At 40.2% G+C, this 23,360-nt stretch carries 24 protein-coding genes; 9 read left to right on the top strand and 15 right to left on the bottom strand.

The genetic code is table 11. The features are described 5' to 3' along the window. Window positions 1-5: 5 nt before the first annotated feature. Window positions 6-1,394 (top strand): 30S ribosomal protein S6--L-glutamate ligase, encoded by a 1,389-nt coding sequence (rimK, locus tag U1E44_RS15845; RefSeq protein ID WP_322932090.1) that lies wholly within the window; start codon window positions 6-8, stop codon window positions 1,392-1,394. Here the strand turns inward: rimK and U1E44_RS15840 are convergent. After that, window positions 1,380-2,324: an NAD-dependent epimerase/dehydratase family protein gene (locus tag U1E44_RS15840; protein WP_322932089.1), complete on the bottom strand. Its 945-nt coding sequence runs from the start codon at window positions 2,322-2,324 to the stop codon at window positions 1,380-1,382. The genes rimK and U1E44_RS15840 overlap by 15 nt on opposite strands. 13 nt (window positions 2,325-2,337) lie before the next feature. On the opposite strand from U1E44_RS15840, the gene U1E44_RS15835 reads away from it, so the two are divergent. Then, window positions 2,338-2,883: a hypothetical protein gene (locus U1E44_RS15835; protein ID WP_322932088.1), complete on the top strand. Its 546-nt coding sequence runs from the start codon at window positions 2,338-2,340 to the stop codon at window positions 2,881-2,883. After that, window positions 2,876-3,391 (top strand): nuclear transport factor 2 family protein, encoded by a 516-nt coding sequence (locus tag U1E44_RS15830; protein WP_322932087.1) that lies wholly within the window; start codon window positions 2,876-2,878, stop codon window positions 3,389-3,391. The genes U1E44_RS15835 and U1E44_RS15830 overlap by 8 nt, the downstream gene beginning before the upstream one ends. Before the next feature lie 42 nt (window positions 3,392-3,433). On the opposite strand, the gene U1E44_RS15825 is transcribed toward U1E44_RS15830, so the two are convergent. The 4 genes from U1E44_RS15825 to U1E44_RS15810 all read right to left on the bottom strand — a co-directional run bounded on the left by U1E44_RS15825 (window position 3,434) and on the right by U1E44_RS15810 (window position 7,844). Further along, entirely contained in the window at window positions 3,434-4,126 is a 693-nt protein-coding gene (locus U1E44_RS15825; RefSeq protein WP_322932086.1) for a hypothetical protein, read from the bottom strand. A 136-nt stretch (window positions 4,127-4,262) separates the two neighbouring features. Further along, window positions 4,263-4,637: a hypothetical protein gene (locus tag U1E44_RS15820; protein ID WP_322932085.1), complete on the bottom strand. Its 375-nt coding sequence runs from the start codon at window positions 4,635-4,637 to the stop codon at window positions 4,263-4,265. 122 nt (window positions 4,638-4,759) lie between these two features. Beyond that, on the bottom strand, window positions 4,760-5,569 hold the full coding sequence (locus tag U1E44_RS15815) for an SDR family oxidoreductase (RefSeq protein ID WP_322932084.1): 810 nt from the start codon (window positions 5,567-5,569) through the stop codon (window positions 4,760-4,762). Then, window positions 5,562-7,844 carry a M20/M25/M40 family metallo-hydrolase gene (locus U1E44_RS15810; RefSeq protein WP_322932083.1) on the bottom strand — a complete coding sequence of 761 codons (2,283 nt, stop codon included), beginning with the start codon at window positions 7,842-7,844 and terminating at the stop codon, window positions 5,562-5,564. The genes U1E44_RS15815 and U1E44_RS15810 overlap by 8 nt, the downstream gene beginning before the upstream one ends. A 225-nt stretch (window positions 7,845-8,069) precedes the next feature. On the opposite strand from U1E44_RS15810, the gene U1E44_RS15805 reads away from it, so the two are divergent. Beyond that, window positions 8,070-8,540 (top strand): CBS domain-containing protein, encoded by a 471-nt coding sequence (locus tag U1E44_RS15805; RefSeq protein WP_322932082.1) that lies wholly within the window; start codon window positions 8,070-8,072, stop codon window positions 8,538-8,540. Between the two features lie 36 nt (window positions 8,541-8,576). Here the strand turns inward: U1E44_RS15805 and U1E44_RS15800 are convergent, their stop codons facing one another. The 6 genes from U1E44_RS15800 to U1E44_RS15775 all read right to left on the bottom strand — a co-directional run bounded on the left by U1E44_RS15800 (window position 8,577) and on the right by U1E44_RS15775 (window position 13,614). Further along, window positions 8,577-8,927 carry a hypothetical protein gene (locus tag U1E44_RS15800; protein WP_322932081.1) on the bottom strand — a complete coding sequence of 117 codons (351 nt, stop codon included), beginning with the start codon at window positions 8,925-8,927 and terminating at the stop codon, window positions 8,577-8,579. Window position 8,928: 1 nt separating this feature from the next. Further along, a complete protein-coding gene (locus U1E44_RS15795) occupies window positions 8,929-9,423 on the bottom strand; it encodes a DUF6265 family protein (RefSeq protein ID WP_322932080.1) in 495 nt (164 codons plus the stop codon). Between the two features lie 193 nt (window positions 9,424-9,616). Then, window positions 9,617-10,360, bottom strand: a complete 744-nt coding sequence (locus U1E44_RS15790) for a 3-keto-alpha-glucoside-1,2-lyase-like domain-containing protein (RefSeq protein ID WP_322932079.1) — start codon at window positions 10,358-10,360, stop codon at window positions 9,617-9,619. An 89-nt stretch (window positions 10,361-10,449) separates the two neighbouring features. Further along, window positions 10,450-11,040, bottom strand: coding sequence for a Crp/Fnr family transcriptional regulator (locus tag U1E44_RS15785; RefSeq protein ID WP_322932078.1), 591 nt, complete (start codon window positions 11,038-11,040; stop codon window positions 10,450-10,452). Between the two features lie 106 nt (window positions 11,041-11,146). Further along, window positions 11,147-12,142, bottom strand: coding sequence for an NADP-dependent oxidoreductase (locus tag U1E44_RS15780; protein ID WP_322932077.1), 996 nt, complete (start codon window positions 12,140-12,142; stop codon window positions 11,147-11,149). Between the two features lie 182 nt (window positions 12,143-12,324). Next, entirely contained in the window at window positions 12,325-13,614 is a 1,290-nt protein-coding gene (locus U1E44_RS15775; RefSeq protein WP_322932076.1) for a serine hydrolase domain-containing protein, read from the bottom strand. Window positions 13,615-13,965: 351 nt separating this feature from the next. Between U1E44_RS15775 and hemF the strand changes: the two genes are divergently transcribed. The 5 genes from hemF to U1E44_RS15750 all read left to right on the top strand — a co-directional run bounded on the left by hemF (window position 13,966) and on the right by U1E44_RS15750 (window position 18,449). Then, the gene (hemF, locus tag U1E44_RS15770) at window positions 13,966-14,880 is read left to right on the top strand and encodes an oxygen-dependent coproporphyrinogen oxidase (RefSeq protein ID WP_323673919.1); all 915 of its coding nucleotides are present in this window, start codon (window positions 13,966-13,968) and stop codon (window positions 14,878-14,880) included. A 39-nt stretch (window positions 14,881-14,919) separates the two neighbouring features. Further along, window positions 14,920-15,549, top strand: a complete 630-nt coding sequence (locus tag U1E44_RS15765) for a hypothetical protein (protein ID WP_322932075.1) — start codon at window positions 14,920-14,922, stop codon at window positions 15,547-15,549. 68 nt (window positions 15,550-15,617) lie between these two features. Further along, on the top strand, window positions 15,618-16,604 hold the full coding sequence (gene hemB / locus U1E44_RS15760; RefSeq protein ID WP_322932074.1) for a porphobilinogen synthase: 987 nt from the start codon (window positions 15,618-15,620) through the stop codon (window positions 16,602-16,604). Window positions 16,605-16,607: 3 nt separating this feature from the next. After that, a complete protein-coding gene (locus U1E44_RS15755) occupies window positions 16,608-17,966 on the top strand; it encodes a serine hydrolase domain-containing protein (protein WP_322932073.1) in 1,359 nt (452 codons plus the stop codon). Between the two features lie 9 nt (window positions 17,967-17,975). Beyond that, window positions 17,976-18,449, top strand: a complete 474-nt coding sequence (locus U1E44_RS15750; RefSeq protein ID WP_322932072.1) for a methylated-DNA--[protein]-cysteine S-methyltransferase — start codon at window positions 17,976-17,978, stop codon at window positions 18,447-18,449. Between the two features lie 80 nt (window positions 18,450-18,529). On the opposite strand, the gene U1E44_RS15745 is transcribed toward U1E44_RS15750, so the two are convergent. The 4 genes from U1E44_RS15745 to U1E44_RS15730 all read right to left on the bottom strand — a co-directional run bounded on the left by U1E44_RS15745 (window position 18,530) and on the right by U1E44_RS15730 (window position 23,203). Then, the gene (locus tag U1E44_RS15745; RefSeq protein ID WP_322932071.1) at window positions 18,530-18,859 is read right to left on the bottom strand and encodes a 2Fe-2S iron-sulfur cluster-binding protein; all 330 of its coding nucleotides are present in this window, start codon (window positions 18,857-18,859) and stop codon (window positions 18,530-18,532) included. Window positions 18,860-18,939: 80 nt separating this feature from the next. Continuing rightward, window positions 18,940-19,179 (bottom strand): NifU family protein, encoded by a 240-nt coding sequence (locus tag U1E44_RS15740; RefSeq protein WP_322932070.1) that lies wholly within the window; start codon window positions 19,177-19,179, stop codon window positions 18,940-18,942. Then, window positions 19,176-20,321 carry an Mrp/NBP35 family ATP-binding protein gene (locus U1E44_RS15735; protein ID WP_322932069.1) on the bottom strand — a complete coding sequence of 382 codons (1,146 nt, stop codon included), beginning with the start codon at window positions 20,319-20,321 and terminating at the stop codon, window positions 19,176-19,178. The genes U1E44_RS15740 and U1E44_RS15735 overlap by 4 nt, the downstream gene beginning before the upstream one ends. 242 nt (window positions 20,322-20,563) lie before the next feature. Continuing rightward, window positions 20,564-23,203, bottom strand: a complete 2,640-nt coding sequence (locus tag U1E44_RS15730; protein ID WP_322932068.1) for a carboxypeptidase-like regulatory domain-containing protein — start codon at window positions 23,201-23,203, stop codon at window positions 20,564-20,566. Window positions 23,204-23,360: the final 157 nt, after the last annotated feature.

The raw sequence follows: 23,360 nt of genomic DNA, 5'->3' as shown, positions 1-23,360 counted from the left end.
TTGACATGAAAATTGATAATTTAGATATTGTTGGTAGCGAAGAATGGTGCTTTTTTCATGAACTGGGTATCCCGGCCATTAAAGCAAGGGTTGATTCTGGTGCTAAAACCTCATCCATACAGGCCGCCAACATAAAACTATTTTTTAAAGGTGCCGTAGAATGGGTAAAGTTCGATGTAAATCCGTTACAAGATAATCGCAGTATTACCATAGCATGCGAAGCCAAGTTAATTGATCGGCGTACGGTAAAAAGCTCCTCCGGTATTGCCGAAGAACGTTTGGTAATAAAAACGCCGGTTACCTTAGGTTCCAACACTTTCGATATTGAACTTACCTTGGCCAACAGAGATACCATGGAGTTCCGCATGTTACTGGGGCGCGAGGCTCTCAATCAAAAATATGTCGTAAATCCGGCAGAACTTTTTCTAAAGGGCGATATCTCCCCTACAGAGATTAACCAAAAGTACGCCTCCTACATAAAGGAAAAAACGGGACTTAAAATTGCCTTGCTCGCAAGCAATCCGGAACTGTATAGCAATAAACGTATTATGGAGGCCGCGGAGGCCAGAGGCCATGAAATTGTGTTCTTAAACGTAGAACATTCCTATATGAAACTCGATGCACTATCACCGGAAATACGGTATCGAGGAGGCAATATTCTGAATGAGTTTGATGCCATTATTCCCCGTATTAAACCGGCAGTAACCTTCTACGGTTGTGCACTAATACGACAATTTGATTATTTGGGGGTGTATTGCCTTAATTCGGCAGAAGCCATAAGCCAATCTCGCGACAAGTTGTTTGCATCGCAATTATTTTCCAAAAATGACATCCACATCCCTATTACCGGATTTGCAAAATCCCCTTTAGACACAAAAGACCTGATTCGCATGGTAAATGGGGCACCACTTATCATTAAACTTTTAGAAAGCACGCAAGGGAAAGGCGTCGTTTTGGCAGAAACCAACAAGGCGGCCGAGAGCGTTATAAATGCGTTTAAAAGTGTACAAACCAATATCTTAGTACAAGAATTTATAAAGGAGGCTAACGGACAGGATATACGCTGTTTTGTGGTAGATGGAAAAGTGATCGCTTCCATTCAGCGCCAAGCCGAAAAAGGAGAATTCCGAGCTAACTTGCACCAAGGTGGCAAAGCCTCAATCATCAAAATTACCCAAGAAGAGAAAAAACTTGCGGTAAAAGCAGCTAAGATATTGAATCTGGTCGTGGCAGGCGTAGATATCATTCGTTCTAACAAAGGACCGTTGTTATTGGAAGTAAACTCTTCCCCGGGCTTGGAAGGTATTGAAAATGCCACCGGAAAGGATATCGCCAATGCCTTAATAGTAGCCATAGAAAAACGGTTGAAATTCCGTGAACTAGAAAGTGCCTAAATTCCGTAACATTACCTGAGTTGTTTTTTCCAAATTAAACTCCGGTCTCCAGCCCCAGTGGTTCTTTGCATAAGAATCATCCATGCTATTTGGCCAAGAATCCGCTATGGCCTGCCTAAAATCGGGCTTGTAATGAATTTCAAAATCAGGGATATACCCCTGTATGCTTTTTGCAACGTCTTGCGGGGTAAAGCTCATTGCTGCCAAATTATACGATGACCTAATCTTAATATTTTCCGGAAAATTATCCATTAATTCTATTGTGGCACGTACCGCATCATCCATGTACATCATCGGCAATTCTGTATTTCGTTTCAAAAAACACGTATATTTATTTTCAGTAACGGCTTTGCGGTACATGTCAACCGCATAATCCGTAGTACCCCCACCAGGTTCCGTTTTCCAACTTATAAGGCCAGGATAACGCACACTTCGGATATCTACACCAAATTTACCGTGATAATACGAACACCATCTTTCGCCGGTCTGCTTGCTTATACCATACACGGTACTAGGTTCCATAAGAGTATGCTGGGGCGTATTCCGCTTTGGGGTATTGGCTCCAAAGACTGCAATACTAGAGGGCCAAAATACTTTACTGATTTTCCGCTCTTTGGCCAAATCTAACACATTGAATAGCGACGACATATTAAGATGCCAAGCTCGTTTTGGAAACTTTTCGGCAGTAACGCTTAGCATGGCCGCCATAAGATATACCTCTTCAATTTCGTAGTACATGACAATATTTTCCAAGGTTTCGTAATGGGTAGCATCTAATATCTCAAACGGACCACTATCCATAAGGTTTTGTGAACCATTTCTAATGTCACTGGCCACAATCGTAGCGGTCGGATATTTTTTTCGAAGTTCTAGGGTAAGTTCAGTACCAATTTGGCCACAGGCACCTATAATTAAAATGGATTTTTGCATTAAATAATTTCTAATGAGATTGTTCGTAAAGATAGCTTTTATTAAAATTTGTACCTTCGCTCCCATGAACAAATTATTCCTATTCGGCGTAGCCCTAATCCTCTTTATTTCCTGCAAACAGGAGCAGGGCTCCACTACGCAGCAAAACACCGGAAAGGCTAATTTTGATACTCAAAAATTCCCTAAAAAAACGAATATACACCCTAAAGCCAATGAAATACTAAAAAACTGGCCGGAGTTTAATGCCTTTCAAAACAGTTTTGACGCTCTGTACAGGATCGCTAATGAAGAAGACCTAAAGCTGGTTATGGAAGATTTAATTGAAAAACAAAAGCTTTTAGAAGCATCCGATTATCCAGAACTATTTAATAGGAACCAAGTAAAAAGTAGGCAGAAGGTTTTAAAAACATATATTTTAAAAATTAAAGGTAATTTAGAGTATCGGATAGATAATCAAGAATTTATAATTGAAATGCTCACCGCCTACAATGCCTTTTGCCAGCAATTTAATGTAATTGTACATAATACTCTCGACGCAAAACTGATTTTAAATGAATAAAAAGCAATGGTTTAGCCTGTTCTTTTTGATTTTTTCTTTCCTAAATGCGCAAGAAGAAACCGAAAAACGTATCATAAATGAAACCATAGACGCATGGCATAAAGCAGCATCCGAAGCCAATTTTGAAACCTATTTTGGCCTTATGACGGATGACGGGGTCTTTGTGGGAACCGATGCCTCCGAAAATTGGGCCTTAGAAGCATTTAAAGCATTTTCAAAACCCTATTTTGACAACGGTAAGGCATGGAGTTTCACGCCAATGCAACGTCATGTTTATCTAGGTGCAACCCATGCTTTCTCATGGTTTGATGAATTGTTGGATACTCAAATGGGCATTTGCCGAGGTTCCGGGGTTTTGCAAAAGATCCGAGGAGAGTGGAAAGTGGCACATTATGTATTGTCTATTGACATCCCCAATGACAATGTTAACGAAGTGGTAGCGTTAAAAAAAGAGCGCGATAGTCTGCTACTGCTTTCTTTAAAAAAAGGAAAAACTACAAATGAATAAAAGCGGGTGAACACCCGCTTTTATAACTAATTTTTCACGCAATTACTCTTCTTTGGGCGGGTTTTTTAAGGACTGTAAGGCCTGTTTGCTTAAACTTGCTAAATTAAAATTAGGATCTATGCGCAAGGCCTCTTCTATGGAAGCTAAGGCAACATCTATTTTAGTTTTATCCATATTGTATTCTACCAAGGCCTTTAGGTGAATAAAAGCGGCTTTTAAAGGCACTTCATAAGGTTCTTGGCGCTCATAAAAAGCATACTTCATGTCGTCTTTGGTATTGGCCAAACCGTAGGTAATATTATCTAATGCACCGGTATTATCTCCTGTCTGAATTTTAAGATCGGCCAATTCATAAGCCAAATAGGGGTTAGGCACTCGTTTATGAAGCAATTCAAAATGTTCCAAGGCTCTTTTAGGCTGGTTTAGCGCTTTTAAAGAAATGGCCTTCACTTGTACGGCAAGATCCGAATCGGATTCGTTTTTTTCAATACCAATGGTATTTAAGGCTTGCATATGCCGGTTGTCATTCGCATAAATATAAGCCAAGGTATCTCTACGCTCCTTAGAGGGTGTAAGTACATTTAAATGCGTTAAGGCATTGATAACGCCATCTACATCACCTTGTAGTCTCATTTCCGTATAAAAGGCTTCAAAGTGTTTTTCCAGTTCGGTTTTTGTTTGCGCACTGACTAAGAATCCTGTACTCAGCGCTAAGGCACATAGTAATTTCTTCATCTTTAATTATTTTGTGCCAAAACTATAAAAATATTTTAAGTATTGTGTTAAAGAAACCTATAATCGAAGCACAAATAAAAAGGACGCCTAAAGGCATCCTTGCTATACGGGTATAAAATAGGTATTTTCAATGTAATTAAATCACCGCCAACCTTGTGGGCTCATTTTTAAAGGATTGAATAAGTTGCGCATAAAATGCCAAACTCTTTCGATCTTTGAGTATACACGATTTTAAAAAATCGGCCAAACTCCTGTAAAAAAGGTTTGCCCTAAGCAAAGGCAAGGATAGGTTTACCTTTTTTGGATCGTAACAATGATCGTCCATTACAATATCCATGACTACCCTTTTTCGGTGGTAATCTATGGTAACATCCGCAGCATTATAGCATTTCTTTAAGAGTGCTACATGCAGTTCCTGTACAAATTTCGGTCTTTTTTGGTTGGTGCAACTGCGGGAGATTAAACTTTCCAATTCCATCAGAATTCTCCCATTTAGATTTGAATTTTCCATGGTAATCTGATTTTTTATGTTGATATAAAGTTATGTATTTCATCGATAAAACCTTTAATATCAACGATATCTTAACAGTTGTGTGCCCAATTTGTTGTGAAAATAAGCCTAGATGTGGTGAACTAACCGCCAATGTAGGTCTTAAAGTTGAATTTTTTAACAAATAACAGCCGACTCGAGAGCACTCTTTTACTTTGTGTTGCGTTATTTGACGTGTATTCCGGTAATTCTAGCCCTTTTTGCTGAGCCATTTGCGAATAATATTCATTTTTAGAAGGATGATAAGGATAAACGGCATTGCATATTTCTCCCCAAAATTGATCCTCTATAATGGCCTTTAAAATCCGGATACAATCGTCTAAATGAATAAGGTTTACCACATCATTGCCATTGGAAAGTCCCTTTTTTCCCGCCAAATGATGTACAGGATGCCGTTCATCATTTATTAATCCACCAAAACGGACAATCGTAGTTCGCCAAGTTTGGGCTTTCCAAAACAACTGTTCTGAGGCAACTAATTGCTTCCCGGACTCTGTATTGGGTTGGGTTGGGGTTTGTTCTGTTACAGTTCCGGTACTATCACCATAAACCGAAGTGCTGCTCACAAACAATACCTTTGTAACAGAGGAAACCTTTAGAGCCGTGGCAAGCAATTCCATTTTGGCTACATAATTTTCATTGTGTGCGCCTCTTAATTTGGGCGGTACATTAACGATGAGGATGCTCACATTCTTTAAAAAGGCAGCGATATCGCCTTTAATTTGCGTTGCACTTAATTCAATATGATAAGGCCGTATATTTGCTTGTTGCAGCCGTTCTAATTTTTCAAGAGAAGTACTGCTCCCGTGCACGGTGTACCCTTCTTGCACAAAAGTCTTAGCCAAGGGATATCCCAGCCAGCCACAACCTATAATTCCGATCGTTTTATTCAAAGCGTATGGTTTTTTCTATTAAAATAGCATCGTTTACTACAAAAGGCATCGGTATACTATTGTCCGGCCTTGGGGGTATCGTAAAAAGGGGATTGCTCAAAAGGTCGTTCGAAGCTTCGTACAGTTTCAATTCTAAAATTTCATTCTTAGGGATGCGCACTTCCAGTTCTGTGGCTTCGTTATCCGTGATATAATGCGTAATAAGTTTCTGTGACGTTCTATGTTCTAAATAGTAGGAAGATAAAGGAATCCCATTTACGGATGCTTCAAGGATGGATGTGGTATTGCTATAAATTTCGAGTCTGTTTACATTACGCTGCGGCCGGACGCAAATCGCAAGTACGCGCATATCTCCCATTACAGAGTCTTTTATTTTTTCAATATCGGGTAGGGGTATTGCTTTTTTGGGGGCATCTGCTACAAAGGTATATCCCGTGCCATATTTACTACCTAAAGAATATGCATTGGTTTTTGGTTTCGTAAAAGAACTCCCTAAATAATTTTTGTTCCACGGTATAGGGACATGATCGTACGTTGACCATTGGGCAGTGTTGGTATCGGCATTTAGCACATAAAGTAAACTGCTAGGTTTTGGGTTTTCTGGCGTAAAATCGGCATTGATATGTGCAGAAACCATAAATCCAAAAAACAATATACCCGTAATATATGACAGCATTCGTTTTTGTTTGAAAAATCCGAAAAGCGGGAGTAGCAAGAAAAAGGTGAGGGTGGTCATAAGGGTAGTAGAAATCATTAAACCAAGACCCAAGGCCACCGGAAACATTTTTATAAGGGATGGAAAAATCCAAAGGGTCGGAAGTGCCAAAAATAATAATACTAAAGGATGCGGTTCTTTTTGATGCATCACTACAACAAGGGAACCCATCAACCCAAATACGGCCAAGATAAAATAACTACCGCCCGGAAGATAAAAAGCGATGGCGCCACAAATACATAACCATAAAAATAACGGGGCTACCAAAAGTTGCGACACGGCCAATTTACCAAAGCGATGGTAAAACCAAAGACAACTGCTTACAGAAAAAAACACGAAGGCCATAATGTACGTATAGCCATTATAGGTAAAGCCATGAAGCATATCGCGATATTCCGGATATACACGCTGTAAGCCTTTCCATGCATAAAAACCCACAAGTCCGTTTACAAACAATGCCATAAATAGTGGTAAAAACCCTAGGGCTACTTCTTTAATTTTTAACTTCTTTTTAAAAAATCCATACCCAAGAAGCACTATAAAAAAGACAACGGCTAGCCAGAATAGAGGTATAATTAAATCAAAAGAGTAGGAAACTAAACCAAAAAAAGGAAAATTAAAATAGACCTCGTCTTTAAGGCTTTTCATGTCACTTAGGTCTGCAGTACTAAAATAGGCCAGTAACGGCATAAGATAACTTCCTTGATGTGCCAACGTATTCTTGTCTAACCGGTCATAAGAATCGTGAGCGGTATGATAATCAAAATGGTCGTCAATAAAAGCGAAATTAAACCCTTCAATATCCCGATCTTCTCTAAAAACAGTCAAGTCCGTGTCATTTGGCAGCATTTTATAAATGCTATAGGCCAACGAATTGGCCACCGGGAATTGAGGATTGGCTTTTGTAAATTCTGCAATAAGTTTGGCATTACCCCGATTGGTCTCCATAAGCATATAACCGGGACCACCACTACCTCTTGCCTCGAAATTAAGAACCAAACCCACCTCTTTGGCCCATGGATGTTGACTTACAAATAAATCGGCTCCATTAAGTCCTAATTCCTCTGCATCTGTAAACAATACAATGATATCATTTTTAGGAGTCTTACCCTCAGCAATAAAGGCACGGATACCTTCTAGTATAGTGGCCACACCACTACCGGCATCACTAGCGCCAAAAGACGAGTGCGGATTGCTGTCATAATGAGACAGTAGCACCAATGCCTTTCCATTCCCCGATCCTTTAATGCGTGCCATAATATTTATGGCTTTGCTTACATTACCCCAATCGCCGGCAGTATACCCTTCTTGTAGCGTGGGTTCTAGCCCTAATTTCTTTAATTCTGACACGAGATACGCACGAACCGCTTTATGCCCAGGGAAACCCACCGCGTGCGGTTCTTGCGACATATTTTTTACATGGACCATTGCCCTATCTGTAGAAAAAAGTGCTTCTGATACCATTTTGTCATTCTTGTAAACAGGCATAGCCGATCTAAAGCCCCAATAAATGGCTAAAATAAGGAACAAGAGAATTAATGCAGCGGTTTTGTTTTTCATACGTAACACCATTTTTTCAGGTGCTATAAATGTATAAAAATAGGAATGTAATTTAGGAGGAAGGGCAAACTTTTAGCGTTTAGAACCGAAACATACATGTGCAGTGCATTTTCAAAAGTACAACATAGGCGCCATAAAACCATAAAAATCTAAAAATAAGGATTAAAAAATAGGATATTATAAAAAATTTGTTATTTTTATAGATTAACCATTAAACCAATCCACATGGGAATCAAAAGTTTTCAGGGCGCACGTGCCAAGGAAGTAGTCAAAAAAGAGTACACCACTCCTATACTTGTAGCAGATTATATGACTAAGAAGTTGGTTACCTTTAAACCCGATCAGTCTATATTAGAGGTTATGGAGCTTTTTGCAAAAAACCATATTTCCGGAGGGCCGGTATTAGATGATAACGGTTTTTTAGTAGGTATTATTTCTGAAGCAGATTGTATGAAGCAAATTTCGGAAAGTCGGTATTTTAATATGCCTATTTTAGACAAAAGGGTAGATACTTATATGACAACTACGGTAGAAACAATTCCCGATGACATTAGTATTTTTGATGCAGCAGCTATTTTTGACAAACACAATCGGAGACGGCTGCCTGTTATGAAAAATGGCATATTGGTAGGTCAGATAAGTCGAAAAGATATTGTAGTTGCAGCACTGAAGCTAAGTGGCCAGAATTGGAAATAGGTACTGCTTCCTATTTTTAAAGTATTGTAATAGATTTTACTCTCTTTTCACAATCATATAAAAATCGTTCTCTAAAGGCAGATAGCCCAAGTCGTAAACAAAATAATATACGGTGCCCTTTTGCGTGGTGTATAAATGCGTAAAATAATCAAAATCGAAGCCTTTAAACGCTAACCGGGCTTTGGTGGTTTTTGTTTTATTTTCGGTACGCAAAAAGCCGTCCAAAATCCTATGGTTTTTGCGCAAACGGTTATTAATATTCCGAATAAGGTTTTTACTGTCTTTATTAAGGTTGTTGTTATAAGCGTTTCTACAATAATCCGAGCAAAATTTCTTATCTGCCCGACCAATTATTTTTTCCCCACATTCCGGACACATTTTTTCCATACTACGAAACCCTTTTATAGTTAAACGTCACCTCTTCGGTGTGCCCATCTTCATCTAAAATAACCACATAAATATTAATTTCGTTGACACCGATGCGCTCAAAGGTAAAATCGTCAAAATAAATTCGATCCGGTGTAAGGCGCACCAATTTAAAGTCGGCCACCTCATCTCTTTCTTCCCAGCCTTCCAAATTGCCGTGAAAATGTTTTAACTGTAAAATTAGAGTTTCTTCCACTTGTTGAATGTGTCCTATTTCGTAGAATTCCACTTTATCCTCTAAGATCAATCTGAAAATAAACATCATGGAATCTCCTAGAGGCGGACTCCATATTTCTTCGATAATACCTCCAAAAGCAGCACCTTTCCAGTGTCCTGCAATCCAAGAAACATCATCCAAAATTGCCTTTGGAGAAGTGCTTCCGGCAGTAAACGATATCGTGTTTTGAGCCTGTAAGCCCCATATGGCCAGCATGAAGCAGGAGATGAGGTATTTCATATAGTACCATTTAAAACTACAATGTACAAATTATTGGTTAAACGTTGTGCATTTCGTAGATTCATACTGCATCCCATAAAAAGAGCAAAAACAATCCTAAAAAACTATTTTTATCGAAATCATTTTAGATCATTTTTATAGCTATTGCTATTCATCTATACCCGAAAAAAAAATTTAGATTACCAATAAAACACTATATGTCGTCTATCTTTTCACCTTCTGTCTTTTGCTTCAATGCGCTTTTGGTAACTTTCAAATCTTTAAAATATCCAATTGTGCCAATATCCACATAAAGTCCAACAAACCCCTTTTTGGTGGTACCCAACATTTTATTTACAATAAAGGAGGAGTACTTTTGGTCGTTAATAAACATTTCAGCCGTTTCCCCATTGACTTCTATGCGCATGGTAATCCACTCATTTAGGGCTACGGGGGCCGAACCTTCGTACGTACCCGGAGGATAGTTGTCTCGTAAGGTCTGAAATTTGGCATGCGGATATGAAAAATACTGAACTGTATGGTTTCTGAGCCTTTGTTCCGAAGCCCTGCCTACTTTTGGACGAAGGTAAATAGACTCTAAACCGGAATGGTCATCTTGGATTCTAAAATACACCCCAATAAACCCTGCTATTCCGGGATAAGGTGCTGGATCTTGTAGCTGACTGTACATTTTTACTTCAATGGTGCCGTTTTCAAAATCATCTAAACCTACCAAACGCGCATAGTGGGGCTCATCTACTGTCGCTTCAATATTATTGACATCAAAGGGGATGGCCTCCAAATCGCGTTCAATTTTCAGGACTTTTTTTCCTTGAAATTTTATAATGGAACCGGTTACGCTATGCAGTTCAAAAGTTTGCTTGCCAAGCTTTAGCTGTTGACCTAAAGCGGTGGCGACTACAAACATTGAAATTGCCAAAATTCGATATTTTTTCATGTCTAAGGGTTTTTAGTATTTGTTTCGGCAAAGATCCGAACAACGCCTTTGGTTTACCCTTAAACTACTTTAAGAAATTAGGCACTACCTCATTTTTCCGCTGGACGCACCATTTCTTTTCGAATCATGCTTAAAAACTCCGGAGTTATGCCCAGATAGGCAGCAATTTGGGTATTAGGGAGTCGGTTAGCCAAATTGGGGTATTGCCTTAAAAAGGTCACATACCGTTGATGTGCAGTAGCACTTAAACCTTGAAAAACCCGATTTTGTAACTCTACGTACTTTTCTTCTGTAATTACCTTAAAGACGCGATCTAACTTGGGAATATTACTATAAAGATGATACAAATCTTGTTGTTCTATTTGTATAATTTCTGATGTTTCTACTGCTTGAATGTTCGCTACAGCAGGCTGAGTGGAATGAAAACTACTGATGTCGGAAATCCAATCGTTTTCCGCCGCAAACAAAATGTTGTGCTCCTTGCCGTTGCGGTCTATGCCATACATCCGCAAAATTCCTTTGACAACAAAGGTATAATGACGGCATACCTCGCCCACGCTTAAAATATGGTCTCGGCGTTTCAGCTTTCTCGTGTGTACCCGCTCCAAAACAAGACGCTTTTCGTGTGCTTCAAAAGGCAGGTAGGTTTCAAAATGCGTTATCAGGGATTCCGTATTCATCAAAATGGATTAAAAAAACACTCTAAGATACACCTAAAAAGTGGAGTGTTTTGCCCCTATCACATATCAATCTGAACCTTCATTAAGCCATCTTAAATATGTCAACCTATATAGCCACCACCATTTTGCCTATATTTTTTCCACTAAATAAATCAATAAAGGCTTGGGGTATGGCGTCAAAACCATTTCGTACGGTTTCAGAATGCACCAATAGTCCTTGATCTAGCCATTGCGTTAATTGTTGCAGTGCCTCCGGATTTTGGGCTTCAAAATCAAAAATAATAAAGCCTTGCATTAAGGCACTCTTACGCACCAAAAACGGTTGTACGGCAATACTTTTTGGAAGTTCTTTTTCATTGTACATAGAAATGGCACCACACATAACCATACGTGCTCGTTTGTTGATATGAAATAGCACGGCCTCCGAAATTTCACCGCCCACATTATCAAAATAGACATCTATCCCCTCCGGACAATACTTTGCCAATGTTTCTATTTTATTTCCTTCGGTATTGTAGTTAAAAGCGGCATCGAACCCGAATTTTGTGGTTAATAGTCTTACTTTTTCATCGGTACCGGCAACCCCCACAACCTTAAGGCCCATTATTTTACCTATTTGCCCAACAATACTACCTACCGCACCCGCTGCACCGGAGACGAATAACGTCTCTCCCTTTTTTGGCTTCCCAATCTGGGTAAGTCCCAAATAAGCGGTGAGTCCCGTCATACCCAAAACCCCCAAATACGCAGATAAATGTGCCTTTTTTGGAGATACTTTTGTAAGGTCTTGTCCCTTAGAAATCTGTACTTCTTTCCAGTCTAAGATGCCGGATACAAAATCTCCTTTTTCATAATCGGGATGCCTAGAGCTAATTACCTCGGCAATGCAACCCGAGGCAACAGGCTGTCCTAACTGAAATGGAGGGATATAGGATTTTACGTCGTTCATACGACCCCGAAGATAGGGGTCTACGGACACGTATTTGGTTTTAAGGAGGATTTGTCCGGTTTGTAATTCCGGTATAGTTTCCGTGCCAAATTTAAAATCGGTCAACTTTGGAATTCCTACGGGTCTTTTTTCTAAATAAATTACGTTAGTCATATCTGAAAGATAGCTTCAATTTTTTAAAATTAATTCCTCGATATTTTATGGATGAACAACGTACTACCTAAAAATTGCCACCGCACAAGTTGCCGAAAACAAAGGTATTCTATTCTTCTGCGTTAGATTAAAAAACCCATTCTTGACACACCTTGCCCCCTTTTTGGTTGAGAAAAGCATTCCTAATTGTCTATCGCCGAGAAAACCATTTGCCGAAACCGCCAACTGGTCTGGTCCGAAACATTTCCCTGCGTTTGTTTAAAAATCAATCCTATGAGTTGTTCTTCCGGATCTGCAAAATACTGGGTATTAAAATAACCACCCCAATCAAAAGTGCCTACCCCACCTTGACCCCCATTGGCTTTCCCATTATCGTTTAAAACCCCAAAGGCCAAACCATAATGTCTTGGCTCTGCAGCCCAAATATCCCCAATTTGATTGGCCATAATGGTTTCTACGGTGGTTCTACTCAACAAGCGAACGCCATTCAATTTGCCCATATTTAAATACATCTGCAAAAAAGTAGCGTAATCCTTAGTGGTGCTGGAGAGGCCGGCACCTCCGGAAAAAAAGCGTTTTGCTCCGGTAATAGGATAGTCGGTGTCGTAAAAAGTAACCGGATAGTTGCGCCATTTCCCATCCACTTTGTGTTGTACACTTACCAAGCGATGGTGCTTGTCCGTGGGTAGGTAAAACCAAGTATCTTTCATGCCCAAGGGATCAAAAATTCTTTGGCGCAAAAATTGGTCAAATGGGGTACCCGATACGATTTCCACAAAATAACCTAACACATCTAAACCTTCGCTATAGGTAAATTTCTCACCCGGATTATGGTGCAATGGTAAGGCAGCTAATTTTTTTACACTTTCGCCTATGGGTATATTGGCTGTGGTAAACAAATCTGTTATTCCGGCTTTGGCATACATTTTTTTAAACCGTAAATCCCCATCAATAACCCCGTAGCCAATCCCTGAAGTATGCGTTAACAGGTGCCTTATGGTAATTTGGTTTTGCGCCGGAACGCTGGTATAAGAGGAATCGGCTTCGTTAAAACTCTTTAAAATTCTGGCTTCTTTAAATTCGGGAATGTACTTGGATATGGGGTCGTCTAATCGGAATTTACCTTCTTCCCACATCATCATTACAGCGGTGGCCGTAATCGCTTTGGTTTGTGATGCAATTCTAAAGATATCATCGTTCTTAAGCGATCGGTTAGCGGTATTGTCGGCCATTCCGTACGCCTTATGAAATACAATTTTACCATTACGCGCAATGAGTGCTACTATGCCCGGCACGTCTTCGTCGGCAACTGCCTTTTGCAGCATCGCATCAATGCGGTTAAGACGTTCCGGGGACATGCCTTGACTGGATGCAGACGCTTCGGAAAGCACGGAAGATGCTTTTGAGGCTTTGGTTTGGGCGGCTAATGTAAAGCCAATTAAAACGAGAAAAACAAGCGTATAGTGTTTCATTTTGTATTAAAATTTCGTGGTTTTTGAGTTCACTTTAGGTGCTTAAGCATCATCTTTTAAAAGTAGTATTTTTTTTGAATAGTGTAAAGCAATCCAAAAAATGTTTCGGTACAAAAATTCTCGGCTAAAAGTGCATTGGTGTACAAAAATGAAATTAGTGCCGTTTTATTTAATGCTAAGGAAATGATATCTTTGTTTGCCATTTGTACGATTCTGATCAACTACACTAAAAATAGCTTTAGAGAAGGAGTGTCCCCGACCATTAAAACGCTTACGTAGGTTGATTTTTCTAAGTAGGACTCAGAGTTAAACATTGCCTTACTATCGGAAACCTTTAAAACAGAAACGACCATCAAAACTCTATTTTATAATTACATTCAAAATCTACAAAATACCATTTGCTCGGCACTGGAAGCCGTAGACGGAGTTGCAAAATTCCGAGAAGATCTTTGGGAGCGGCCCGAAGGAGGAGGTGGGCGTACTAGGGTCATAGCAAACGAACCCGGTGCTAAGGGCGTATTTGAAAAAGGAGGCGTCAATATTTCTGCGGTGCATGGGCAACTGCCTCAAAGTATGCAGAAATATTTTGGTGTAGCCGATGCGCATTTTTATGCCTGTGGACTTAGTTTGGTGTTGCACCCTATAAACCCTATGGTGCCCACAGTACATGCCAATTGGCGCTATTTTGAGTTGTACAATAAAGATGGCGATGTGGCCGATCGTTGGTTTGGGGGTGGCCAAGATTTAACGCCTTACTATTTGTTTGATGCAGATGCCGTACACTTTCATTCTGTTTGTAAAAAGGCTTGCGATACGCATCACCCGGAATTTTATGAGCGGTACAAAAATAAATGTGACTCCTACTTTTGGAATGCCCACAGAAACGAAGCCAGAGGCATAGGCGGATTATTTTTTGATTATTGTAAGCCAACCCAAGCAATGACATTAACCGATTGGTATAATTTTGTAACCGAAGTCGGAAATAGTTTTCTAGAAAGCTATCTCCCCATCGTTGTAAAACGGAAAGATTTTAATTACACCGATGCACAGCGTAAATGGCAGGAAATACGTCGCGGACGGTATGTAGAATTTAATTTGGTACACGACAAAGGCACCTTATTTGGATTAAAAACCAATGGACGTATAGAAAGTATTTTAATGAGTTTACCTCCACATGTACAATGGGTATATGACCACACGCCCAAGCCTGGAAGTGAAGAAGAACGTCTGGTACACGTCTTGCAACAGCCAAAAAAATGGCTGTAAACCAACACATTTACAGCACGTAAACTAAAAAACAAAACTATGACCTTTGATACCGAATTTAAAGAAGCCATCGCAAATCTTCCGGTAAAGGAAAAAGATAAACTCCTTTTACGACTGCTAAAAAAAGACCTGCCGTTAGCCAATCGCCTTCGTTTTGAATTACTGAGTACTATATCGGTAGATGAACGACGAATACAAATGGAAGCACACATTAAAAAAAGGGTACTGGAAATGACAGATTCATTTTACAGCCCCGGATATCTTCTAATGGATATACGCTATTTAAGCGGCGCTATAAACGAACATGTAGCGATTACCAAAGATAAATTTGGCGAAGCGAGCCTAAACCTTTTAATGCTTAATGAAGTGCTAGCTCTTAACCTGCAAAAAATAGAAAAAGCACCGCCCTCTAAAAGTCATAAATTATATACCTATATCGTTGCCAAAGTATTTAAAATACTACTACTGATCCGGAAACTACACGAAGATTGTCATCTCGATTTTGAGGCCGGACTACAACAATTGGGAGTGCATATTGGGAATTACCATGGCCTTATGAAAGCCTCCATATATAATGGTTTGGATGTGAATTGGTTACTGCAAGGTAACATCCCCGAAAACATTGCTGACATCCACCGCGATCTTCGTAATCGTGGTTATTTACGATAGGATTGAAACCCAGAAAGTGGGTTTCAATGATATAAAAGAGTACTAACTTTGTAACAACAAGTAAAAAAATGTTCCCATTAATACGAAATAGAAGACTGCGAAAAAGTGAAGCCATACGGCATTTGGTACGCGAAACCATTCTTACTCCCAGCGATTTTTTGGTGCCCTTATTTGTGGTAGAAGGCCACCAAGTGAAAGAGGAAATAGCCTCCATGCCCAACTACTATCGCTTTAGTCTGGATCTGCTGGAAAAGGAGGTAAAAGAACTTTGGGAAATGGGACTTTGTGCCGTACTCCTTTTCGTAAAGGTGCCCGATCACCTCAAGGACAACAAAGGATCTGAAGCGCTGAACCCTAAAGGCCTCATGCAACGCGCTATAAAAACCATAAAAAATGCCTGTCCGGATATGCTTGTTATGACCGATGTGGCTTTGGATCCCTACTCCAAATACGGCCACGATGGTATTGTAGAAAAAGGTAGGATACTAAACGATGAAACTTCAGAAATTTTAGCCGAAATGAGCATCTCCCATGCCCAAGCAGGGGCAGATTTTGTAGCTCCCAGCGACATGATGGACGGCCGCATCCTCACCATTAGGGAGGCCTTGGAAGATGAGGGATATACCGATACCGGCATTATGAGCTATTCCGCCAAATACGCCAGTGCTTTTTATGGTCCGTTTAGGGATGCCTTAGATTCTGCGCCGGTAGCCCTAAAAAATATTCCAAAAGACAAAAGCAGTTACCAAATGGATAGTGCAAACCGTTTTGAAGCCCTTCGGGAAACCCAAATGGACATAGACGAAGGTGCCGATATTGTAATGGTAAAACCGGGTATTTGTTATTTAGATATTGTTCGGGAAATTAGAAATGAAGTGGATGTGCCCATCGCCGTGTATCAGGTGTCCGGTGAATATGCCATGGTAAAAGCTGCGGCAGAACGAGGGTGGCTAGATCACGATGCGGTGATGATGGAGCAACTCATTGCATTTAAACGCGCCGGAGCCAATATCATTGCAAGTTATTTTGCAAAAGATGCCGTAAAATTGATGTAACTCATGTGGAAGGTAACACCAAAAACCAAATCAAAACGGACAAGTCGCGTACAGCGATGGTCTTTATGTATTCTTGTTGGTATAAGTTTTCTTAGCCAAGCGCAACAGGATATCCTAAAGGCAAGGGATGCATTGTCTCCATCATCGCTTTATGTTGTAGGGATAGATTCCGTATTCCTCCACTCGAAAGTAGATTCTATTATCTCTAATGGGATAAAAAATAAGGCTTTTCCGGGGGCACGACTTCTGGTAGCACATTCAGGAAAAATTATTTTTAACGAAAGTTACGGCTATCACACCTATGATAGCATCACCCCTGTTCAAGAGAATGATCTGTTCGATTTAGCCTCTGTAACCAAAATAATTGGCCCTTTGCCTGCCTTGATGAAATTATACGATGAAGGTAACCTAAATCTGGATGTCCCATTTAGTACCTATTGGAAGCCTTGGAGACATCAAAAAGACAAAAAAAACATTACCCTCAGGGAAATTCTGGCGCATCAGGCCGGACTTGAGCCGTATATTGTATTTTTAAATGAAGTGTTCCGTAAAAATGGGACACTCAAAAAACGATTCGTGCGCCAAACCCCGAGCCCAAAACACAGCCTTCAGGCCTATGACGGTATTTTCATAAAAGATCGATTTAAACATAAAATGTACCGGCACATGAATCGTTCGGTGGTAAGTCCCGAAAAAAAATACAAATATTCCGGGCTTACTTTTCTCATTTTCCCTGAATTGATTGCCCAACGCACCGGAATGCCCTATGCCGATTATCTTCAGCAAACCTTTTATAAACCCCTAGGAACCAAAACCTTGGGATTCCTACCAAAAACCAAAAATTTCGCTAACGCCATTGTTCCAACGGAAGTAGATACCCTTTTTAGAAAGTCGCTGACCCAAAACTGGGTACACGACGAAAATGCATCCCTAATGGGTGGTGTTTCGGGCAATGCCGGACTTTTTGCTACCGCAGAAGATTTGGCGATTTTTATGCAAATGTATCTTCAATATGGGCGTTATGATGGCAAAAGATATATTTCCGAAGCCACGGTAAAGGAATTTAGCAAAGTACAATACCCGGAAAACGACAATAGAAGGGGATTGGGTTTTGATAAGCCGCTGCTAAACAACGCCCAGTTACCCCTTAAAGAAGCCTACCCGGCACCCGAAGTGAGTCCCGAGAGCTTTGGGCATAGTGGCTTTACCGGTACGTTTGTATGGGCCGATCCAAAGAAAAAATTGGTGTTTATATTTCTTTCCAATCGGGTGTATCCGACTCGTAAGCATAACAGTATTAGCACATTAAATATTAGGCCGGCCTTACAACAATTGTTTTACCAAGCCCTTCAGCCAAATTAAATGCATCCTATGGAAATAGCCTACATACCAACGCCTCTGGGAATTGCAAAAATAGAAGGCGATGCTAATGGGGTATCTAAAATTACCATTTTGGATGGTACAGAAAACCAAACGGATATAGTACCGGAATGCCTGGAAGATGCCGTCTACCAACTCCGAGAATACTTTGAGGGAACGCGCCAACATTTTGAATTGGAATTACAGCCCGAGGGTACCGATTTTCAAAAAAAAGTATGGCAGGCGTTGCAAGAAATTCCATTCGGAAAAACCATTTCCTATTTGGAACTCTCCAAAAGATTAGGCAACGCAAAAGCGATACGTGCCGTTGCCGCAGCCAACGGCCAAAACCCCTTATGGATTGTAATTCCGTGCCACCGTGTTATTGGAAGTACCGGTGCCTTAATCGGTTATGCCGGCGGCTTGCACCGGAAACAATGGTTATTAGCCCACGAAAGCCCGGTGCAGCAACAGACGCTTTTTTAATTGCAATTCCCCATCAAAACCGATGGCTACAGGTAAATGGAAAGTGCCGTTAAAGCAAAAAAAGCAATCAGCGCGCTAGACTAACTCTCAGGAGCCAAAACCACTTCTAATCCGTCTAAAGCAGGCGTAATATGAATTTGACACCCTAAGCGGCTGTTGTTTTGTACATAAAAGGCCTCCGAAAGCATGGCGTCTTCTTCATCCGATTTTTCAGGAAGTTGGTGGTCGGAGGTAACATAGCACTGGCAAGAGGCACACATGGCCATGCCACCACATACGCCTATGGTGCCTTCAGGGGCTAACTCATAGGAGCGTACTACTTCCATTAAATTCATGTTCATGTCGGTTGGCGCATCTATTTCATGCGTTACACCGTCTCTGTCGGTAATTTTAAGTTTGATGTCGGTCATGGAATCTTGGCCTAAACGGTATTATAACAATTGGAAAACTAAAAATGAAGTATTTCTACGGCGGTTCTCAAGAAATTATACTAACTAATATTGATGACTTCCTCTATTTGGGGCGCATACTTTTTTATAGTCATTTCTACCCCGCTTTTCAGCGTCATTTGGTTTACGCTACAACCCACACAAGCACCTTCTAACCGTACCTTTACTGAGGTGTCGCTATCAATAGATATTAGCGAAATATCGCCTCCGTCGCTTTGCAGAAAGGGCCGTATCTCGTCCAATGCCTTTTCAATATTTATACGTAGCTCTTCCGTTGTCATAGGTGTTTCTTTTTAACTGCCGAACAGCCGGCCATGGTGGTAATCTTAATAGCCTCTGTTGGGGGCAAGGCTGTATTTCGGTGTACCACCTCTTGCACTACATTTCGCGTAAGTGCCTCAAAGGCAGTTTCTATAGGTGTTGCGGTTTGCATGGCTGCTGGCCTGCCTACATCGCCCGCCTCACGAATACTCTGAACAAGAGGTATCTCGCCTAAAAACGGCACATTCATATCCTCCGCCAAACGTTTTGCGCCTTCCTTTCCAAAAATATAGTATTTATTATTCGGAAGTTCGGCAGGTGTAAAATACGCCATATTTTCTACAATTCCCAACACCGGTACATTAATCGCTTCTTGCTGAAACATGGCGACACCTCTTCGGGCATCGGCCAATGCTACTTCTTGAGGGGTACTAACGACAACCGCACCGGTTACCGGTAAAGATTGCATAATACTTAAATGGATATCGCCGGTTCCCGGAGGTAAATCTATCAGTAGAAAATCTAAGGTGCCCCAGTGCGCATCAAAAATCATTTGGTTTAGTGCTTTTGAAGCCATAGGGCCACGCCAAATTACCGCCTGATTGGGCTGTGTAAAAAATCCTATAGATAATATTTTTACGCCATAACTTTCTATTGGCTTCATTTTGGGTTTCCCAGCTACGGTAACCGAAAGTGGTTTTTCGTGCAATACATCGAACATCATGGGCACTGATGGCCCGTAAATATCGGCATCTAACAGTCCCACTTTAAATCCCATTTTTGCTAAGGTAACCGCTATATTCGCTGTTACCGTAGACTTGCCTACACCACCTTTTCCGGAAGCAATGGCAATAATGTTTTGAATGCCAGGCATGGGTTTCCCCTTTATTTCGTTCACTTGGGGTTTCGCTGGTGCATCAACCTTTAAATTTACGGTGATTTTTGCCTTTTCATAGACCCGAGCATGGATCACCTTGAGGATTTCTACCTCTGTTTTTTTTCGTGCTTGTAGGCTGGGATTATTAATGGTGATATCCACCACTACCTCATCGCCAAATACCATTACATTGGTAACCGCACCACTTTCAACCATGTTTTTTCCTTCACCAGGAACGGTAATTTCGGCTAATGCTTTTAAGATCTCTTTTTTGTCCAATTTCATCTGCTTAGGAACTGGTTTTCAGTTTTATTAAAACTAATTCTAAATTACAAAGATACAGTATCGCATTGAGATTCGGAAGCTTCCTAAATGAAAAGCTATTGCTATGCATCCAATGAGCATGATTTAAAAGCATTTTCTGTCCGATTACCGATAATTATGTATGTTCGTGATTATTTTAATATTAGCTCTTTTAATCATTACGCATTGCCAACATTTGAAGGTTTAGTTATTCCCAGTAATCTTTATATTTTTATGTTCACTCCAAAGATAATTTGCCTAAATCCTCCTCCAAATACCCCGGAAGTAGCACGATTCAATCGGGAGGCTCTGTAAATCTCATTGGTAATGTTTTTGCCGTTAATAAAAACGGTTGTATTTAGGTTTTTACCTAAAACAAAATCATAGTTCACAAAGGTATCAATAGAATGATAGGCTGGCAATTTCCCAATGGCTCCATCGGCAGATTCGTTCCTAAAATTATGAAACTCCGTAAACTGCTCACTTACAAAATGTCCGCTCACACCAACGGATAATTTATTAAAATCATAATTAAAACCCATACTTGTGTTCCATTTTGGGGTATATGGTGCATCGGCATCTGAAACACCATTATCCCCAAATTTGATTACGCTTTTTGTAATATTTTGAAAGTTGGATTGGTCAATGGTTTCATTAGTAAGTAATACTTCGTTTCCCAAACCGTCAGAGACATAGACATCATAGGCATTTCGGTTGGTGTTGACTTTATCAAGGTACTCGTTTTGAGTGTTGGTGCTGTGGATAACCTGCGAGAAAAGGTCTTTATCTACTAATATACCTTCTAAAACTTTTGATTGCATGATATTGATGTTTCCAAAAAGGCGCAACTTGTGGTGGTTTATATTGAAAAGATCGGCCCCAATAGCAACTTCCAATCCCTCCACATTAATTTTTCCTAACTTTTCAAACACTTCGTTTCGCCCGCCTGCATAAAAATTCCGACTGGTATTGTTGAAGTAGGTTAACTGGCCATCAATACGATTGTTCCACAAATTTCCTCGCCAACCAATTTCCCTATTCCACGCCAATTCAGGTTCAATGTTGATGCTCTGCCCTGCAAGTGGATTGGTAACAATACCGTCTTGCTCCACTAAAAAACCAAATACTTTTGATGGTGCAATCATTCCCTGATAAATGCTTCCATAAAATTCGCCATTTGCAATGCGGTAATCTAACGTAATGCCTGGTAAGAATTGCGTGTAAACATTTGGTTCTCTTCCTTCTTTCGTGCTGTTGATGTTCGGATTTTGGGCAAGAGCTAATAAATCTTGTCGATACATATCTACGTGTTCTACTCGTAGGATAGGGGTTATTCCCCATTTACCAATATTAAATTCATTTCGGATAAATCCATTGGCCGACCAAAGTCGATACCATAAATCGGTAGTTGTTGTTCCACTTCTTGCCCACCGACTGTTATTGGCTACCAAAAACCGATCTTTGAAAGTTTCACGATGAAAATTAATAGATGCTTCCAAATGTTGTACTTCACCAAAAGCTTGCCAATCATAATCCATCGTTTCTTTGAATCCCGAAACGGTGTACGTCCAACGACTATCCGTAGTGCTTTCTTGCCCGTTTACGACCCTGCCCACAATAACATAATCCTCTTCTCCAAAAGTTTTTCCATTTAAATAGCTGTAACGGTCATTGAAAATGTTTTCACCAAGGTAATTCCTTACCTCAGATGCTTTAACCTTTGCTGTGACCTGCCGCCACCAATCCCGCTCAAAATCGGTCGCATACATTTTTGAGGTGAAACTCAGGTTATTATTTGGCAACCATTTGTGGATAATATCCACGCCATAACGTCTCATTGTAAATTGGTCGGCATCCAAAGGGTTTTGAGTTGGGTCGGTATCAAAAGTAAATGGTGTTTGCGAACTTAAAGAAGCCTGATTGTCTTCAAACTGACCGCTTACTTTGAAATATAAGGACTGATTTTCAGATAGTTTAGCAAATATTTTGGCATTCAAATTTAGTATTTCTACTGAAGAATTGTTTGTAAAGCCATCAAACTTTTTATAAACACTTTCCACCAATGCCCCGAGGTTGTTCCATGTACCACCGTATGAAAGTAAGCCTGTCTGATAGTTTCGTTCTCCACCAACAAGTTTAATCCTCAATTCTGGTTTTTGAGGTGGCATTGCCGTAATATAATTAATGGCACCATACATATTATTAGGCCCAAAACGCAACATATCTGCCCCTTTGTACACTTCTATTGCAGTTAAACGGTCGCTAACAGGATTGTAATAGGCACCGGGTGCAATGTAGGGGGCGGGTGCAGAAGGTGTTCCATCTTCCATTAACAGAACCTTTTTAGAACGCCTGCCCCAAGAACCTCTAATGCTTATATTTGGGCGGTTTGAAAGTCCCATATCGCCAATAATATTCACTCCCGGTACGGTTCTCAGGATTTCTTCGGTGCTCAAGGGGTTTATGTTTTTTAATGTAACTGGATTGATGCGAAAATTACTCCCTTTAAAGTCACCTTTGTAATTATTGGGTGAGGCACTTACAATGACCTCATCTAGCGTGGTATTGGCACGTTCCAATTTAATTGTTCCTATGTCTGATGTTTGGTCATTGATTTCAATTTGTATCTCGTTATAACCTAAATACTTGATGATAACATGATCTTCTCCATTTGAACCTTTTATTTCAAAATTTCCCAGTTCATCAGTAACGGTACTGTTTTTACCCGATTTTAGCTGGACAAATGTCCCAATTAATGGCTGTTGGTCGGTATCGTCAATGACTTTTCCGATTATTGTTTTCTGTGCATTCACATACAGAACCTGGACAAAGACCATCAATAACAAAATAAGATTTCGAAGCATTTAGATGTTTTCTACAAATATATAAACTTGTAACCTACACTTAAATTAATGAAAAATTAATACCCTTATCCAAAGGTTAATTATAATTACCCCCATCCTTAGGACAATAAATCTTTAAAAATAAGTTTTATGATGGTGTTGAAAGAGGGGGGTCCGG

It is taken from the genome of Aurantibrevibacter litoralis, from assembly GCF_034651555.1.
GTDB classification, from domain to species: domain Bacteria; phylum Bacteroidota; class Bacteroidia; order Flavobacteriales; family Flavobacteriaceae; genus Aurantibrevibacter; species Aurantibrevibacter litoralis.
The sequence above is the reverse complement of the archived record's forward strand: the minus strand, read 5'-3'. Positions and strand labels throughout refer to the sequence as shown.

Bases quoted from the DNA above. Each gene is read 5' to 3' on its own strand.
- rimK (WP_322932090.1), top strand. From the start codon at position 6: ATGAAAATTGATAATTTAGATATTGTTGGTAGCGAAGAATGGTGCTTT.
- U1E44_RS15840 (WP_322932089.1), bottom strand. From the start codon at position 2,324: ATGCAAAAATCCATTTTAATTATAGGTGCCTGTGGCCAAATTGGTACT.
- U1E44_RS15835 (WP_322932088.1), top strand. From the start codon at position 2,338: ATGAGATTGTTCGTAAAGATAGCTTTTATTAAAATTTGTACCTTCGCT.
- U1E44_RS15830 (WP_322932087.1), top strand. From the start codon at position 2,876: ATGAATAAAAAGCAATGGTTTAGCCTGTTCTTTTTGATTTTTTCTTTC.
- U1E44_RS15825 (WP_322932086.1), bottom strand. From the start codon at position 4,126: ATGAAGAAATTACTATGTGCCTTAGCGCTGAGTACAGGATTCTTAGTC.
- U1E44_RS15820 (WP_322932085.1), bottom strand. From the start codon at position 4,637: ATGGAAAATTCAAATCTAAATGGGAGAATTCTGATGGAATTGGAAAGT.
- U1E44_RS15810 (WP_322932083.1), bottom strand. From the start codon at position 7,844: ATGAAAAACAAAACCGCTGCATTAATTCTCTTGTTCCTTATTTTAGCC.
- U1E44_RS15805 (WP_322932082.1), top strand. From the start codon at position 8,070: ATGGGAATCAAAAGTTTTCAGGGCGCACGTGCCAAGGAAGTAGTCAAA.
- U1E44_RS15800 (WP_322932081.1), bottom strand. From the start codon at position 8,927: ATGGAAAAAATGTGTCCGGAATGTGGGGAAAAAATAATTGGTCGGGCA.
- U1E44_RS15795 (WP_322932080.1), bottom strand. From the start codon at position 9,423: ATGAAATACCTCATCTCCTGCTTCATGCTGGCCATATGGGGCTTACAG.
- U1E44_RS15790 (WP_322932079.1), bottom strand. From the start codon at position 10,360: ATGAAAAAATATCGAATTTTGGCAATTTCAATGTTTGTAGTCGCCACC.
- U1E44_RS15785 (WP_322932078.1), bottom strand. From the start codon at position 11,040: ATGAATACGGAATCCCTGATAACGCATTTTGAAACCTACCTGCCTTTT.
- U1E44_RS15780 (WP_322932077.1), bottom strand. From the start codon at position 12,142: ATGACTAACGTAATTTATTTAGAAAAAAGACCCGTAGGAATTCCAAAG.
- U1E44_RS15775 (WP_322932076.1), bottom strand. From the start codon at position 13,614: ATGAAACACTATACGCTTGTTTTTCTCGTTTTAATTGGCTTTACATTA.
- U1E44_RS15765 (WP_322932075.1), top strand. From the start codon at position 14,920: ATGACCTTTGATACCGAATTTAAAGAAGCCATCGCAAATCTTCCGGTA.
- hemB (WP_322932074.1), top strand. From the start codon at position 15,618: ATGTTCCCATTAATACGAAATAGAAGACTGCGAAAAAGTGAAGCCATA.
- U1E44_RS15755 (WP_322932073.1), top strand. From the start codon at position 16,608: ATGTGGAAGGTAACACCAAAAACCAAATCAAAACGGACAAGTCGCGTA.
- U1E44_RS15750 (WP_322932072.1), top strand. From the start codon at position 17,976: ATGGAAATAGCCTACATACCAACGCCTCTGGGAATTGCAAAAATAGAA.
- U1E44_RS15745 (WP_322932071.1), bottom strand. From the start codon at position 18,859: ATGACCGACATCAAACTTAAAATTACCGACAGAGACGGTGTAACGCAT.
- U1E44_RS15740 (WP_322932070.1), bottom strand. From the start codon at position 19,179: ATGACAACGGAAGAGCTACGTATAAATATTGAAAAGGCATTGGACGAG.
- U1E44_RS15735 (WP_322932069.1), bottom strand. From the start codon at position 20,321: ATGAAATTGGACAAAAAAGAGATCTTAAAAGCATTAGCCGAAATTACC.
- U1E44_RS15730 (WP_322932068.1), bottom strand. From the start codon at position 23,203: ATGCTTCGAAATCTTATTTTGTTATTGATGGTCTTTGTCCAGGTTCTG.